This is a genomic window from Fibrobacter sp. UBA4309, assembly GCF_002395745.1.
GTDB lineage: Bacteria > Fibrobacterota > Fibrobacteria > Fibrobacterales > Fibrobacteraceae > Fibrobacter.
The window spans coordinates 30,222-46,292 of record NZ_DGUN01000049.1; the positions used below are offsets into that span (position 1 = coordinate 30,222).

General features: G+C 56.3%; 14 protein-coding genes. 3 read left to right on the top strand and 11 right to left on the bottom strand.

Annotated features, from left to right (window positions below; all coding sequences use genetic code 11):
• The coding region (locus tag B3M32_RS06220) for an elongation factor G (protein WP_290744289.1) at positions 1–1,150 on the top strand (1,150 nt) is incomplete at its 5' end.
• Positions 1,151–1,395: 245 nt separating this feature from the next.
• Here B3M32_RS06220 and mazG read toward each other — a convergent pair.
• Entirely contained in the window at positions 1,396–2,193 is a 798-nt protein-coding gene (gene mazG, locus B3M32_RS06225) for a nucleoside triphosphate pyrophosphohydrolase (RefSeq protein WP_290744291.1), read from the bottom strand.
• Positions 2,194–2,344: 151 nt separating this feature from the next.
• Positions 2,345–2,467, bottom strand: coding sequence for a hypothetical protein (locus B3M32_RS06230; RefSeq protein WP_290744293.1), 123 nt, complete (start codon positions 2,465–2,467; stop codon positions 2,345–2,347).
• Between B3M32_RS06230 and B3M32_RS06235 the strand changes: the two genes are divergently transcribed.
• On the top strand, positions 2,466–3,380 hold the full coding sequence (locus B3M32_RS06235) for a DNA-processing protein DprA (RefSeq protein ID WP_290744295.1): 915 nt from the start codon (positions 2,466–2,468) through the stop codon (positions 3,378–3,380). The two genes, B3M32_RS06230 and B3M32_RS06235, sit on opposite strands and share 2 nt — an antisense overlap.
• Positions 3,380–3,661, top strand: coding sequence for an FtsB family cell division protein (locus B3M32_RS06240; RefSeq protein ID WP_290744297.1), 282 nt, complete (start codon positions 3,380–3,382; stop codon positions 3,659–3,661). Before B3M32_RS06235 ends, B3M32_RS06240 begins: the two co-directional genes overlap by 1 nt.
• Positions 3,662–3,944: 283 nt before the next feature.
• Here B3M32_RS06240 and B3M32_RS06245 read toward each other — a convergent pair whose 3' ends face one another.
• From B3M32_RS06245 to B3M32_RS06285, 9 genes are all read right to left on the bottom strand, one after another.
• Positions 3,945–7,010, bottom strand: coding sequence for an efflux RND transporter permease subunit (locus B3M32_RS06245; protein WP_290744299.1), 3,066 nt, complete (start codon positions 7,008–7,010; stop codon positions 3,945–3,947).
• A 7-nt stretch (positions 7,011–7,017) separates the two neighbouring features.
• Positions 7,018–8,112 carry an efflux RND transporter periplasmic adaptor subunit gene (locus tag B3M32_RS06250; protein ID WP_290744301.1) on the bottom strand — a complete coding sequence of 365 codons (1,095 nt, stop codon included), beginning with the start codon at positions 8,110–8,112 and terminating at the stop codon, positions 7,018–7,020.
• Positions 8,113–8,218: 106 nt separating this feature from the next.
• Entirely contained in the window at positions 8,219–9,379 is a 1,161-nt protein-coding gene (locus B3M32_RS06255; RefSeq protein WP_290744303.1) for an SGNH/GDSL hydrolase family protein, read from the bottom strand.
• A gap of 11 nt (positions 9,380–9,390) precedes the next feature.
• A complete protein-coding gene (locus B3M32_RS06260; protein ID WP_290744305.1) occupies positions 9,391–10,101 on the bottom strand; it encodes a hypothetical protein in 711 nt (236 codons plus the stop codon).
• The gene (locus B3M32_RS06265) at positions 10,101–11,513 is read right to left on the bottom strand and encodes a hypothetical protein (protein WP_290744307.1); all 1,413 of its coding nucleotides are present in this window, start codon (positions 11,511–11,513) and stop codon (positions 10,101–10,103) included. The genes B3M32_RS06260 and B3M32_RS06265 overlap by 1 nt, the downstream gene beginning before the upstream one ends.
• A 26-nt stretch (positions 11,514–11,539) precedes the next feature.
• Positions 11,540–12,019, bottom strand: coding sequence for a hypothetical protein (locus tag B3M32_RS06270; RefSeq protein ID WP_290744309.1), 480 nt, complete (start codon positions 12,017–12,019; stop codon positions 11,540–11,542).
• Positions 12,012–12,545 (bottom strand): hypothetical protein, encoded by a 534-nt coding sequence (locus B3M32_RS06275; protein WP_290744311.1) that lies wholly within the window; start codon positions 12,543–12,545, stop codon positions 12,012–12,014. Before B3M32_RS06275 ends, B3M32_RS06270 begins: the two co-directional genes overlap by 8 nt.
• Positions 12,542–13,750 (bottom strand): PilN domain-containing protein, encoded by a 1,209-nt coding sequence (locus B3M32_RS06280; protein ID WP_290744313.1) that lies wholly within the window; start codon positions 13,748–13,750, stop codon positions 12,542–12,544. Before B3M32_RS06280 ends, B3M32_RS06275 begins: the two co-directional genes overlap by 4 nt.
• Positions 13,751–13,761: 11 nt before the next feature.
• The gene (locus B3M32_RS06285; RefSeq protein ID WP_290744315.1) at positions 13,762–15,705 is read right to left on the bottom strand and encodes a secretin and TonB N-terminal domain-containing protein; all 1,944 of its coding nucleotides are present in this window, start codon (positions 15,703–15,705) and stop codon (positions 13,762–13,764) included.
• Positions 15,706–16,071: the final 366 nt, after the last annotated feature.

Here is a 16,071-nt window from a genome sequence, read left to right on the forward strand (position 1 = left end):
CGACCGCTATGGCCAGCTCACCTACATCCGCGTGTACCAGGGCCAGCTCAAGAAGGGCGACATGATCACCAACATGGCCACCGGCAAGAAGGTGTCCGTGGGCCGTCTCGTGCGTATGCACGCCGACGAAATGGTGGATATCACCGAAGCCGGCGCCGGCGACATCGTCGCACTGTTCGGTATCGACTGCGCTTCCGGTACGACCTTCACCGACGGCAAGAACCACTACAACATGACTTCCATGCACGTTCCTAACCCGGTTATCGAACTTGTTATCGAAGCCAAGAACCGCGACGACCTCGACAACATGTCGAAGGCCCTCAACCGCTTCACCAAGGAAGACCCGACGTTCCAGGTCGAAGTCAACAAGGAATCCGGCGAAACCATCATCAAGGGCATGGGCGAACTTCACCTCGACGTGTACATCGAACGTATGCGCCGCGAATACAAGGTCGACGTCCAGACCGGTGCTCCGCAGGTGGCCTACCGCGAAACCATCACTCGCGAAGCCAAGTTCGAATACACCCACAAGAAGCAGACCGGTGGTTCGGGTCAGTTCGCCAAGATGTCCGGCGTGATGCGCCCGATGCCTGTCGAAGGCGACTCCGAAAAGGTCTACAACTTCATCAACTCCGTTGTCGGCGGCCGCATTCCGAAGGAATACATCCCGTCTTGCGACAAGGGTTTCCAGAGCTGCATGGAAGCCGGTTCCCTCATCGGGTTCCCGGTTGTCGGCATCGAAATGGAAGTCCAGGATGGTGCCTTCCACCCGGTCGACTCCTCTGACATGGCGTTCCAGATTTGCGCCCGCATGGCTTTCCGCGAAGCTTTCGCCAAGGCTGGCCCCCAGATTCTTGAACCGATCATGAAGGTCGAAATCGCCACCCCGACGGAATTCCAGGGTAACGTCGTCGGTAACGTCTCCCAGCGCCGCGGTTCCATCACCGGAACGAGCGAAGAAATGGGCACGACGACCATCACCGCCGAAGTCCCGCTTTCCGAAATGTTCGGTTACGCTACCGACCTGCGTTCCATGACCCAGGGCAAGGCCGAATTCACCATGGAATTCGCCAAGTACGCTCCGGTTCCGAAGAACATCCAGGAAGAACTCATCAAGAAGTACGGCGACAAGGTCAACCAGCGCGGTTAATCCAAGTCGTTTGTCGCTCTTGATCGATTGCGACATTACGAAAAGCCCGAAGGACAACTCCTTCGGGCTTTTTTTATGGAACAGAAAAGTGCTTCGAGTATGTCCTACCCCGCGGTTCGATCCGGCCTCCCTTCTCTAGAACCAGGACTTACTTGAAGCACATCTTTAAAGTAACGATTTTTTTTCGGGCCGGAACACGAATTCTTGAAAAACGATATTCCAAGAATTCATATTCCAAATTAGACTTAGGCGTTTTTCTTGGCAATTTTCCAGAGTTCCTGTAATCCGGCTAGCCCAAAGTCACTCAACGACTTACCTTTCTCCGCGGCAAGGCGTTCCACCTCGCGGAAACGCTTTTCGAACTTGCTGTTGGCACGCTGGAGCGCGACATTCGCATTGAAGCCGCAATGACGCGCGACGTTCACCAGGCTGAACATGATGTCGCCGAATTCGTCTTCCAGGCGGTCGATATTCTTATCTTCGGGAGTCACCTTCTGCATTTCGGCACGGAACTCCGCAAACTCTTCCTGAACCTTGTCGAACACGGGAGCGGCCTCGCCCCAGTCGAAGCCGACCTTCGCCACGCGGCGTATGATATCCTGGCTGCGTGCAAGCGTAGGCATGCTTTTGCTTACTTTGTCCATAATCGACTTTTCGGCATCTTTCTTGTGCGTGGCCTCCTGGGCCTTGATCTTTTCCCAACGGCGGCTCACGTCGCTCGCCGTATCTACGTGGGCGTTTCCGAATACATGCGGATGCCTGCGGATCATCTTCTCGCAGATTCCCTGTACCACGTCGTCAATGGTGAAATCGCCGCTTTCCTTGCAGACCTGCGCATGGAAAACGACCTGCAACAGCACGTCGCCCAGCTCCTCGCACATGTGGGCCTTGTCGCCTTCCATCGCGGCATCGATGAACTCGCTGCTTTCTTCCACGAGGTACGGCAACAGCGAATGCGTGTCCTGAGCGCGGTCCCACGGGCATCCGTCTTCGGCACGGAGGCGCTTGAGAATGTTGACCAAATCATCGAACGTGTACTTCATGGTGGTAAAGATAGAAATGTGCGCGGCTATGCCGCAGTAGGAAATAGGAAGTGGTTGAGTAGACAGTAGGCAGTGTCATCCTTGGCCCGTCATCCTCCGAGCCTAGCGAGGAGGATCCATCACCCCACACCCCACATTCCACATTACTATATTATTCACGGGCCTTGGCAAATTCAGACTCTTGCAGCAAACTGCTAGTCCGGGCGAGCGGCAGGCGGGCGACATCCGTCGACGCGCCGCGTTTATAGATTTCCCGCAAGTAAAGGGAATCCATGAAATCCAATAATTTTTCGCTCCTGCCCAGGGAGCAGTATCCGCTCACTCTCGGATTATCCAAATACCGTCCCGAAAAACTGTATGTTTCCGGTTCGTTGCCCCCTCCTACCGCCGATGATTGCGACAGGGCCGTGCATTACACGGGAGTCGCGATGGTCGGCACGCGCAGGCCGAGCAACAGCGCCAGAGAACTCTGTAAAAAGCTGGTCCACTCGCTGGCCGGCACTAACGCCGTTATCGTTTCCGGACTAGCCCAGGGCATCGACAGCCTATGCCACGAAGCCGCACTCGACGCCGGCATCCCGACTATCGCCGTTCTCGCACAGGGACTTGCCACACGGGTCGAAGGCTCCCGTGGCAGACTTGCCGAGCGCATCCTGGAATCGGGAGGCGCCATCGTCTCGCAGTTCGATCCCGACGAGCCCGCCTACAAGGGGAACTTCCCTACCCGCAACAAGGTCATCTGCGGCATGAGCTGCGCCACGGTCATCGTACAGAGCCGATCGAGCGGCGGGGCACTGCTTACCGGAGAATTCTGCATCAAGGAAGGCAAGCCTCTCTTCGCCGTTCCCGGCGATTTCGACAACGAGGTCGCGAGCGGTCCAAACATGCTGCTCGACCAAGGACGCGCCCGCCCCGTATTCCGTCCAGAAAGCCTCCGTGAACTGCTAGGATTCCCTAAACGGGACGGACAGAGCGTTGCCGCACTTTCGGCTATCGGATGCAACCTGAGCGACCCGGCAAAGGCGTTATTCGCCAAATTCAACGGTTTCCGCAAAACTTTTGACGAACTGGTGTCAGATTCAGGGTTCAAAACCGGCGAACTTTTAGCTATATTGACAGAACTGGAAATCGCAGGTCTCGCCCATACCGAGGATAATTTCCTTTTCCACTTCAACGGAGCTGCATGATGCACAAGAGGTTTTACGCCATACTCATCGCAATCACACTGCTGATTGCCCTTATGGCCATGCAGCTCATTTTCGGGCAGAACAGCATTCCGCGCCAGCAACAGGTAAAGCGCAATATCGCCCTATACCAGGAGCAAATCGACTCCCTGCAGAAGGTCATCGAGAGCCACAAGCTGGAAATCGAGCGCCTCAAGAACGACTCGCTGCACAAGGAAGCGATACTACGAACAAGGTACGGAATGAGCAAAAAAGACGAAAAAGTCTTTCAAATGGTAAAATAATTTTCACTATTGTTTCCCGTTCAACGCGTCTTTGTAAAAAATAGGGAAACGTATAGACAACTGAAGAATCTGTATTTATATTAAAATATGGTGTTTAGGAAAAGTCCACTCTTCAACGAATGGGATTCTGTTTGGTATGGCGACAACGACCTTAATAACCCTGATGGACCTAACCCAGCACGGCACATTCAACGCCGCCGTTATTTCCGTAAAATGCCTTCTAGCCTTTATCCTGCTCATGGAGGTCACTCCGCACGCGATAAGGGCAAGCAAGCAGGCCTAACTACGCCATCTTGCTTGCGTCGGTGCTTTTCATGGCATCGAGTCTGACCCTGCCAGCAAAGAAGCTATAAGCCGCAGGCACAATGAACAGCGAGAGGAACGTCGCGAACGTAAGTCCGCCGGCGATGGCTATACCCATCGCGATGCGGCTGGGCGTGCCGGTCATGATGAGCGGCACCGCGCCCAATACCGTAGAAAGGCTCGTCATCAAAATTGGGCGGAAGCGGCGTTCCGCCGCTTGCCTAGCCGCCTCGAGCTTCCCGCAACCGGTATTCGCCGCAATCTGGTTAGCAAATTCCACGATCAAGATGCCGTTCTTCGTCACGAGGGCCACAAGCAATATGAGGGCAATTTCGCTGAAGATGTTGAGCGTCTGCCCCGTGATGAACAGGCAGGCGAGCGCACCCGCCAAGGCGAGCGGCACCGTAAAGAAGATGACGAACGGCGCACGGAAACTTTCAAACTGCCCGGCAAGCACCAGGAACACGAGCGCAAGCGCCAAGAGGAACACGATGTAGAGCCCGCTGGAACTTTCCTCGAACTCCTTCGAGGATCCGCTCAAAGCCGTACTCACGTTCGGGAAATCCTTCAACAGGCGCTTCGCGATGCGGCGCATCTCTTCCACGCCGTCGCCAATCGTCTTGCCGGGCACGAGGCCCGCCTGGATGGTGGCCGCAGAGAATCGGTTGAATCGCGGTAGCGACGGCGATGCGGACTGCTCGCTGAACGTGATGAAGTTATCAAGGCTCACGAGTTCGCCCTTGCCGTTCTTGACGGTAAGCATCGCGATGTTCTCGGGCATGCTGCGGTACTGGTACCCCACCGCACCGATGATATCGTACTGGCGTCCGTCCTTGTAGAACTCGCCGTAGCTCTGGTCGCTAATCGCGAGCTGCACCGCCTGCGCGATGTCGTTCACCGAAACGCCTTCTTCGTTCGCCTTGTCGCGCAGAATCTCGATATGCAGTTCCGGCTTGGTAAAGCGCAAGTTCGTATTCACCACGCTGAACACGGGACTCTTGCTCGCCTCTTCTTCGAACTTGGGCACGAGCGTGCGGAGAATTTCGATATTCGGGGCCTGCAGCACGAACTGTACCGGAAGGCCGCCGCGCTGCGTACTGATGCTCTGCGGTTCGAAAACCATCACGCGCAAGTCGGGGTATTCGTTACCGAGCACCTGGATGGCACGGGCAATCTCGCTCTGCGGGCGGCGCGCATCCTTGTCGTCGTTCAAGAAGATGCGCATCCTCGAGTTACCCGCGTTCCACGCACCCGCCTGGATTTCGGTATACTCGTTGGTATCCATGAGCGCGATGACTTCTTCGGCAAAGGCGTCGGCCATGCGCTTGGTGCGCGTGAGCGTCACGCCCTCGGGCATGTTCAGGTTCACCATGACCGCGTTGGAATCTTCCGTAGGCGCCATTTCGCTACTCATGTTGTTGAAGCAGAAATAGGCGATGGCCAAAAGCCCGAGCACCACCGGGAAAAGCAAGAAGCGCAGCTTGAGGAACAGTCCCAAAAGAACAGAGTAACCGCGGTTGAGCCAGTCGAAGAACGGCTCGGTAACGCGGAAGAACCATCCCTGCTTCTGGCGGCTCAAGAACTTGGAACACAGCATCGGCGAAAGCGTGAGAGCGCAAAGCGTAGAAAGGAACACCGTACCGATCATCACCGCGACGAACTCGCGGAACAGGAGGCCCGTGGTACCGCCCAGCGCAAGCACCGGCACGAACACCGCCATCAAAACGACCGAGGTCGCAATCACCGCAAAAAAGATTTCGTTCGTCCCCGCCACAGCCGCCTGCTTGGGCGTCATGCCGCGTTCAATCTTGTGGTAGATGTTCTCCACAATCACGATGGCGTCGTCAACCACAAGGCCAATCGCCAGGACCATCGCAAGCAAGGTCAGCACGTTGATACTGAACCCGCAAAGGTACAGCACGAAGAAGCTACCGATAACGGCCACCGGCACCACCACCATCGGGATGAGCGTCGTACGGGCCTGGCGCAAGAAAGCGAAGATAATCCCGATCACCAGGAGGAACGCGATAAAGATGGTCTCCACCACTTCCTTGATGGAGGCGCGGATGTTGATGGAGGTATCGCGCCCGTAAAGCACCTGCACGCCTTCGGGAATCTCGCGACGGATGTCTTCCACGCGCTTGTAGAACTCGTTGGCGATTTCCACGTGGTTAGAGCCCGGCTGCGCCATCAGGGCGAGCGTGATGGAATTCTTGCCGTTACGGCGGAAGCCGGTACGCGTGTCCTTCGGTTCGTAATGGATATCCGCCACATCGGAAATGCGGATGACGGTGCCGTCGGCAGCCTTCTTCACCGCAATGTTCTCGAACGCCTTAGGGTCGAGAATGCGGCCCAGCGTACGGATGGAAAGAGTCGTCTCGCTACCTTCGATAGAGCCCGAGGGCAGTTCCAGGTTGCCACGGCTCAGCGCCGCCGACATCTCGGCACCCGAGACACCAAGGGCTTGCAAGCGCACCGGGTCAATCCACAGGCGCACCGTCGGGCGCTTTTCGCCCCAGATGGCAACTTCCGAGACTCCATTAATCGTCTGCAGGCGTTCCTTCACAAAGTTGTTCGCGATTTCGGAAACTTCCATCGGGTCGAGCTTGTCGCTCACGAGGCTCACCATCAATATCGGGTCGTTGTCGCTGTCGGACTTGTATACCGTCGGCTCGTCCACGTCGTCGGGGAGCCTGCGGCGTACGCGGCTCACGCGGTCGCGGATTTCGTTGGCGGCCGCTTCCAAATCCATGCCCGTCTCGAATTCGATATTGATGAACGAGGACCCGTCGCGGCTCGTGGAGGTGAGCGCCTTGATGCCCGATGCACTGTTGATGGAGGCTTCCAGGATTTCGGTGACTTCGGCTTCCACCACCGCGGCGTTAGCGCCCGGGTAAGAAGTACGCACCTGGATGAGAGGGTAATCGACGTTCGGGTATTCGCGCACGCCCAGGTTGGTGGCTCCGAACGCGCCCAGCAGGATGATGACAAGGGCCATCACCGTCATGAGTACCGGGCGGCGTACGGAAAGGTTAGCAACACTCATCGCTCACCTACTCCACTTCGTAATCGGCATTGTGGCGGATTTCGCGGATACGCACGGAAATCCCTTCGCGCAGGCTGATGAGGCCGGATGTAATCACGGTATCGCCCTCGTCGAGCCCTCCGGTCACATCGACCGTAATCGGCGTGCGTAGCCCGGTCTGCACATGCTTGATTTTCGCCTTCCCGCCCGTAGCCACGAACACGTAGGCGCCGTCCTTGTCGAGCGTGAACGCCTCGGCCGGCACAGGCATGCTCTTTGCCACACCCGCCTGCATAGTCACGTTCACCTTCGCGTACGAACCCGCCAGGAGTTCGCCCTTCGCATTATCGACTTCCACCAGTACCTGGCGCGTACGGCTCGATTCCGAAAGCCCTGCCTCGAGAGCCTTCACCTTGCCGTTTGCCGAAACATTGCGTTCCTCGTCCTTGAGTTCCACGGCATCGCCCACCTTGAGTGCCGACGCGTAGCGCTGCGGGAGCGCGAATTTCGCCTTCAACTTCTTCACTTCGCTGAGGGTCGCGACCGAGGTCCCCGTCGTGAGCCACGCGCCCACCGAAACGTTCACGAAACCGAGCTTGCCTGCGAACGGGGCACGAACTTCGGTCTTCGCGATTTGCGCCTTGATGAGTTCCACCGACGCTTCTGCAGACTTAAGCGTTGCTTCCGCCGCTTCCATGTCGGCCTTCGTCGCACCATCCTTCTCGTATAGAGATTTCGCCCGGTCGTATTTCTGCTGGGCGAGCTGCTGGTTCGATTCAGCCTGCTTGAGCTGGGCCCTGAGTTCCGAATCGTCAATCTTTGCCAGGAGCGTTCCCTTCTGCACCTGGGCACCGTCCTTCGCATAGAGGTTCGTGAGCCTGCCGGATGTCGCCGCAGTCAATTCCACGCTGTTGAGGGGTTCGAGCGTCGCCATCGCGGAGAAAATCTTGCCGCCCTCGTGGGCCTTGGCAATGTAGCCTTCTACCGCAATCTCGCGGGCCGGCTTGCCTCCCGGGCCACCCTTACCGCCAGGGGCGCCCTTACCGCCGGCACCCTTCGCACCGGAATCACCGCCGGAACAAGCCACAAGGGCTATAGCGCCCAGGCAAGCAGTCGTTTTCAAAAAAAATCGCATACAGAATCAATAAGCTCGAGTTTTAAATTTAGATGCCCAACCTAGCCGAAGCGTTGCATAGTTATGTTAATTTAGAAAAAAATGCCCCTTTCCCCTATTCCCAGCCAAATTCCGAACGTATCCATGCGCTCAGCCGCTCTGCGTCTACAGCGGCCTCTTTCTTGTTCGGATGGTAATAAAGATCTATCGGGGATTCACCCTTCGGCTCCAGCGAGAACCGGTACAAATCCCTTATGCCCAGGCCCTCGAGGGTCTCCTTCGCCACATCCAGGTACTGGCGGCACCGGGCCATATAGTTCCCGGTCAGCATCGGGCCGTCGAGCAGGACGATTTTCGCTTCCGGATGGTACGAACGGATACGGCGGATAAACTTGACCGTGGCGTTCACGAACCCGGTAGAATCGTTCTTGCCGCTCGCAAAATCGTTCGTCCCCAGGTTCACCACCACCATATCCGGATGCCATTTATCGTGATCCCAGGGGAAGGCGACATACGGCAATGCACCGGTCCTGTTGTACACAAAGGGAAGAAGAAAGCCGGTAGACCCGTCATAGTTGACATAGACGCCATGGCCGCCATTGCAAATGTTATGTATTTCCGCATTGAGAATCCTGGCCGTCTGTCCGGCATAGCCGTAATACGAGCTTTCGTACTCCAGCTTAAAGGGTCCCCCCTGCACAGAAACCAGCACGTCGCTCCCGCAGGTAATGGAATTCCCGATAAATTCAATCTTGTGCTCAGGCGGCGCAGGCAACAACGCCTTGTCCGCTTCTCCCAAGACGCGCAGCCCCCAAAAATACAGGTCACCGAATTTGGCCTCGGACCTCTTATACAGCGTGACTACGTGCGGGCCATAGCGCAGGCCGGAAACAACGGGAATCAGGGCCGAATCGAGATTGGGATTGGAGACCCTCACAAAAGAAGAAGGGTCTTCTTCCCCATCCACAAAGACATCCAGGAAAACCGTATCGCCAGTCCAGAGCGACGCCTCGACGGCAGTCCCCGTAAAGCCTACCGTAATAGCCGACGACGACCAGGAGAGAATGACGAAATCGCCCTTTTCAAAATTGGTACGCCCCGTAATCCGCAGGAGTTCCGAATCATAGGGAATCCATGTCCACTCCAGGTCGGGCACTTCTATTTCGGGTTCGTCCGTTTCGGGGATTTCCGAATAGGATTCGCTGTTGCTACAGGCGCCCAAAAACAAAAAGAGGGCTAGCGCTCCGGATAGAATCCAACCCTGCGCACCAGTCACCGTCACCCCGCCTAGAATTTCACGTTCAGCAGCAAGCCGCCGCCGTCGTCATAGAATTCCGGAGCAAACTCCAGCCTTTCGGAGAAGGACCTGCTCGAGGTCTTGCGGTACACACGGATAGCGTCCAGCACAGAAATGACGCGGTTCAGCACGAGAGCGCCCACCGAGGCCTGGAAAACGATACGGCTAATGCGGTAATGGCGCATGCGGCTCTTGAATTCATCAATATGGTCGCTAGTTTCAGGATTGTCGCTGGAACCCCAGTCCCACTGGATGTCTTCGTCGAACTCGTCGTCGATGGCCTTGCCCGAACGAATCATGGCCTGGTTGTAGTCTTCATCCATGTCGGGAGAAGAGTTCTGCCCGGCAACGCCGCTGCGGCTACGGTAGTCGCCCACGGTATTCAGCAGGGAAACCTTCTTGCTCGATGTCGTGAGTCCGGCATGGCGCACCGCGTAATTGTGCGCCGAAGTCAGGTAGCGCTCGCCTATCGCATAAGAGCTGAAAGCCACGACCCACAAGCCGAGGTCCGTCCACAGGAACGGCTTCACCAGGCTCCTTTCGCCAAGATACATCTCGCCCATGCCCGGCAAAAGTGCCGAAGCGCCAATGGCGAGAAACACGTTCTTGTCCTTGTTCTTGCTGACACTTTCATCGACAGAAACGACGACCTGCGAGAAAGCGCAGGACACCGCCAGCAAAATGACAAGCAGGAACTTCACTAGAAACCCCAACCGGCCTGGACACCGACATCCAATCCGTCGACAACGCTCATGTAGCTGTTGAAATGGAGCCTGTCATACCAGGACACGTCTTCGGAATAGAGGGCCTTGTTATGGGAATTCGCCGTGAAGGCCGCATCGACAGCAGAAATGATGTGGTTCAGGATAATGCCGCCAAAGAACCAGGCCTGCATGTCGGCGTAGTCGTTGGCCTTGCTGCGCATGCTGCGGTATTCGTCGAGATACTTGGAAGATCCAAGGGGCACGGTTCCGTTCGAGGGATTGTCCGTTTCCAGATTCAGGTTGATAGCGATAGCCTGGTCCGTAACGTCTTCCCATCCGAGAACATAGGACTTATCGGCAATTTCCTGATAAAGCGCCGACATGTCGTACACGTCCTTGAGCCCCTTGACTTCTTCGCCAAGGGATTTCTGGTCCTTGAACTTGTTCAAATGGTTCTTGTCGTTCGAGAACAGCTGGCCCTTGACATAGCAGCCGTAGCTCTTGGCATCGCCGTAGAGCGCCTCGCAAAAATCTTCACGGGAGTTCATGTAGCGGTTTTCAAAGCGCGTTTCTTCCGTTTCGTCGGAAAGCTGCTTGTACAGGTCGCGCATGCCGATTTCGTAACGCCCGATGGAGTAATGGTTCTTCGCGAACTTCTTGTACTTGTCCACCTGGTCGTTGTACTTGTGAACCGAGAAATACGCCCAGCTGCCCCAGAGGGCGGCTTCGAGCGCCAGATAGACACCGCCGCGCACGTAGGTGAACGAGGATCCGCCCACGTAGAGCTGGCCGCTGCCCGGGACAACCAGAGACATGAACAGCGCCTTGCGCGGGCTCTTGTACTTGCCCTTCATCTCGTCGATGCCGTGCACCTTGGAAACCTTGACCGGGCCGAGCAAATCGCGACGGCTCATGCTAGAAGAAGAAATATTCAGGGCATCGGAACTGCTGGAATTGAGCGCGGCGAGCGAGTCGTTCGCGCGGGAGGCGGCCACGACGGAATCCATGGTAGCGGCATACGCAGCGGCAACAGACGAGGAATCCTGCGTGGCGGCAGAATCCGCCGAAGCAGCAGAATCCGCCGGAGCAGCGGAATCAGCCGGGGCGACCGGTGCAGCGACAGCGGCACTGTCGGCCGAAGATTCGGGAGCCGAAGACGACAGCGGTTCGGACGAAGAGGAACTTTCGACGACCGACGAAGAAGACACCTCGACGACCGACGAAGAAGAACTCTGTAAGACAGAAGACGAACTTACAATAGCCACGGACGAGCTGGCCGGGGCAACGGAACTAGACGACGCAGCCGCCTCTTCCTCGAATTCCGCAAAAAGGTCTCGAGGCTGGGCATAGGACTGCACCGCGAACAAACCGGCAAAAAGTGCCGCAAAAGAAAAGGCAAACTTGCGCATACAGTTTTAAAATAGCAAATTCGGGGTCAATTTAACCAAAAATCGCCCGCTTCATCGCGCAGAAGAACCTTCTCGCCCTTAATCGCGGCCACGACTACGCCCCAAACTTCCTGTCCAACGCTTACCACGGCCGATTCACCCCGGAATTTCAGAATGGCGACGGGATTGTCGCCCGGGAGCACCGCGTCCAGCAGGATGGAGGGATGCTTGACGGGAATAGCCTTGTCCTGCGATTCTCCAGACGGTTTCTGCACGCGACGGGGAACTTTCGGGACGACGACATACTGTTTCGGGAGGCCGAACGGATCGCGCAGGCCGTTCGACGGCATTTCCTGCGGTTTCAGGCGGGCCAAAAGGCCGCGCATATCCAGAGCTTCGTCCGGGTTTCCCTTGACTTCGACTTCTTCTACCGTCTTGCCGCCATCGACCTTGTCCGACATCTTCCAGAGGAATGCTCCCCACAGCAGCAAAGTCGCCGACACCATGAATACCAGCAGCTTATTCACCTGCGCCTCCCCTGCTCATCACGGAAAGCCTCACCGAGGCCTCCACGCGGCCGTTCTCTTCGCGGTTCATGTTCACGCTCTGCAACCGCGTACAATAGGCCCCGTTTTCGAGATCGGTCAGGAACCTGTGCAATGCGGCAAAAGACGAGTTCGCCCGGAACGTAACCGGAATTTCGACCTTGCCCGCCGAACGGAAGACATCTCCCGTAGAAAGGTCGCGCAAGGCAACGCCTTCGTGTTCCGCAGAACCGTGAATGAAGGTCAGGATCTTCGAAGACGACACCTGCGCACTCACGTATTTCTCTATCTGGGCAGAGACCCTGTTGTACTCCGCGATCAATGAATCCGGAGACACCACGTTCCCCTGCACGGCACCCGCAATGCGGACTTCGGCACGGATTTCGGCCAGTTCGGTTCCCACGGCGGCAGCCTTCGGCACAATAAACAGCACCAGGGCAGCCAACGTCACGACAACCGCGACAAGGGACATGATTCCATACTTGTTTCGCGAAAGGAAAGACCTCATCTGGCATCCTCCGCAGACAAATTAAAACGGACTACCTGGTATTTTTTCCAGGTCGTCTTTTCGGTTGTACGCAACCGCACGTTCACGAGCGTCCGTTCGGATTCCAAGGACGCAAGGAAACCGGACAAATCTTCCGAGGTTACGGCATAGCCCTGCACGGAATGGCTACGGCCGGCCAAGTCCCAGCGCGAAATCCACACGTTTTCGGGAACGTGCTTTGCAAAAATCCCGAGTGCCGTCGAAACGGAACTCCTGTGCTTCAGGAATTCCTCGGACTGGGCCCTGTCCTTTTCGAGCTTGTCGACAACGGCGGCGAGATCCTTCTGTTTCTGGATTCTCGTCTTGAAATTATGGACCACCGACTCGGAGCGGTTCGCGTAAACGTTCTCACCGACACAGAACAGCGACAACACGACAAACGAAAGCACCAAAACAGCCGCACACGCCTTGGAAACCCTGCGGAAAAGCGCCGCCTCGCGGATGCGCTTGAGCGACGCCCTGTCTGCCGGGGTATGGAATGCCGGCACCCCGTCGGTACGGAAAAGCCAGGCATCCTCGGCAAGCGCCAGCGCAAGTGCGGGATAGTCCATCGCAAACGTTTCTTCCGGAGCCTCTTTCAGCAGGAACCTTTCGCGAACATACTTCACCAGGTTGCCGCAGCTGTCCCCGGGAACCCTGTACCCTGCCAGCAGGTGTCCGCCCGAAAACAGCATCAGGCTCGACATCCCGTTTTCGGCATTCGTGAAGATACGGGATTCCTCGTCGGGCGATTCCAGCAGTTCCGCCAAGGCAAAAACCGACGGCACATGGAGCAGGATCCTGAAACCGGCCTTCTGCACCTCCTGCGCCATGTTGTCTACGGCGCTACGCAAGGCGACTGCAGAAAAATCACCGCTGACCGCCTTCACATTGTCGAAATCCTCGTCCTTATAACCGGGAAAATCTACCGGGGAATCCAGGCCGTCCGAAACAATCTTCACGGGAGTGGCGTCGTCCATCAGCAAGATGCCGTCGTCGGCACCGCCGGCAGACATCTGGAACCGGCGACATTCCTCGAGCGTACCCGAAAAGGACACGTCCACGGCACTGCCGCCGACACCGCGTACAACACGCAGAATATGCACGGCAGGCGTTTCGCCGCGGCTATCGCCCACGACCAGGATCCACCAGAACCGGCCGGCAACAACGCCCAGGGTTTTTCGCATCCGGGAAAACACTATTTCTTGCTCCCCGACATTCCTTTCTCGGCCTTGTCGGCCTTTTTCTTCTTCTTGGGAACCAGCGGCTGCTTGGAACGCTCGATTTCGTCGGCGATATCGACGCTGCCTTCGGCCCCGTAGTAGATATGCGGCGTCACGAAAATAAGCAGCTGGCTCTTGCTGTGCACCTGTTCCACATTCTTGAACAGCCAGCCCAGAATGGGAATGGAACCGAGGAACGGGACCTGGCGGTGGACATCATTCACACTTTCTTTTACCATGCCGCCCAGGACGATAGTTTCGCCGTCGCGCAACCTTACGGACGACTTGACATAGCGCTTGTTGAGAGTCGGCGGCACGCTACTGTTGAAGCTGCCTTCCGGTTCAGAAAAGTCCGGAACGATTTCGCAGGTAATCTCGCCTTCGCCCGTCACGTAAGGCGTGACGGTGATGTTGGAATTCGCCTCGATCTGCTCGAAACGCTGCGTCGTCTTCGATGTCACGGCATCGCCCTGGTTGTAGTCCACCTCGGACGACATCATGTAATACTGCGTCTGGCCAATAGTGAGCACGGCCGTCTCGCCGTTGAGTGTCGCGATCTGCGAACGCGCCTTCACGTCGAGAATCTTTTCCTGTTCCATGGCCTCGATCTTTGTCACGAGGTCCTTCGGTACGTGAATCACGTCGCCTAGACCGATTCCGTTTATGGCCTTCTGCGTCTGCTTCGCGTTCAATGTCTGGTCGATATTCGGGAACAGCATTTCGGAGCCCATGTGCTGCGAAGCCTTGCCGAACAGCAGGTTCATGCCGTGATTGTGGCCCTTCTCGATATCCATGTCCACGACAAGGACCTCGATAAGAATCTGCGCCACGGGCAAGTCCATCTTGTCCACGTACTGTGAAATCGCGTCGAGCACATCGTAGCTGCCGACCGCCATCAGGGCGTTCTGCGACTTGACCACCTGGATCTGCGTAGTCTTGGTGAGCGAAGTCGGCAACAGCTTTATGACATCCTCGGCGCGCAGGTGCTTGAGCTTTATCAGCAGCGAATTGTCCGCAGTCTGCATCTCGTGCGGGCCAATGAAATAGACTCCGTCGCGTTCCCAGAACGTGTAGGCAGTGCCGCGGAACAGGTACTTGAGTGCATCGCGCACGGGAATCCCCGCGATATGGGACGTGACCGCGCCCTCCAGTTTGCCGTAAACCATGGCGTTCAGCTTGGTCTGCGCCATCACCTCGCTCAGCAGCGAGGCAAGCGAAGCATCGACAGCCTCAATGCTCAGCAAGGAATCGTTCGTGAGGCGAACCTTGAACTTGTTGCCCCCCTCGGCGCCCTTGCCGCTCAGATTCCACGAAGCCTTCTTGAGCGAAATGACGCCGTCGTCATCTTCGTAGTCCACTTCTGCCGCTTCTGCCAGGTGCCGCACGGCGCGCTCAAACGGCAAGTTCTGGACAAAAACGGAAATCGGCTTGTTGCACCCCTGATCGAGCAGGATGTTCTTGCCCGTAATCTCCACAATCCTGCGGACAACCTTGTCTAGCGGGGCGTCTTCGACATCGATAGTCAGGTTATCCGACTGCCACCCCACAATAAAGCGCTTTTCGGGCGGCCTGGGGGCCTCGGGCACCTTTTCGACAGGCTTCTGCACGCGGATGACCCCGCCATCCAGCACATACTCGTAGCCGTTGCCCTGGAGCAGTACGCGCAGCGCCTCCTTGAGTGGCTGGTTGTTGAAGTTTACCGTAACAGGCCCCTTCACCTCGGGAGCCAAGAAAAGGTTCAAGCCGTACTGGACAGCCAGGCCCTGGAGCAGGTCGCGAATTTCAGTATTCTTGACATTCAGGTTCTTGACTACAACGGAATCTGCAATCGGCAGCGAAGGCAAATTCGCCGAGACAGCGTGTGCACAAGCGAATGCAATCGTAAAGACAACCAAACGAGTAAATTTGTTGAAAAGCATGGAGACAAATTTATAAAAAACGGAGCCCCGTATCTACGGGGCTCCTTCGCAAACAACTTTATTTTCAAAGTTTATACAAAAACTTACAAACTGCTTACTTTGGTTAGGACAAACGCCAACTACATTGGCCAACCTACAGGCTTGATTTCCTTTGTTTTATGTTTGACAGTTCCAACAGTACCTTTAGCCCATTTCCCGTCAAAGACTTCGAGAATTTCTTTGTAAATTAAGAAATCCAAACATGGGGTGCCAATTTTTTGGTTGATTCCACCCCTTATCTCGCAAAAATCATGGAAATTTGTGCTTTGTTTATACCGGCATACCTCTCCAATCATAGGAAATTTTCAGACAATCAACACGCCAGCA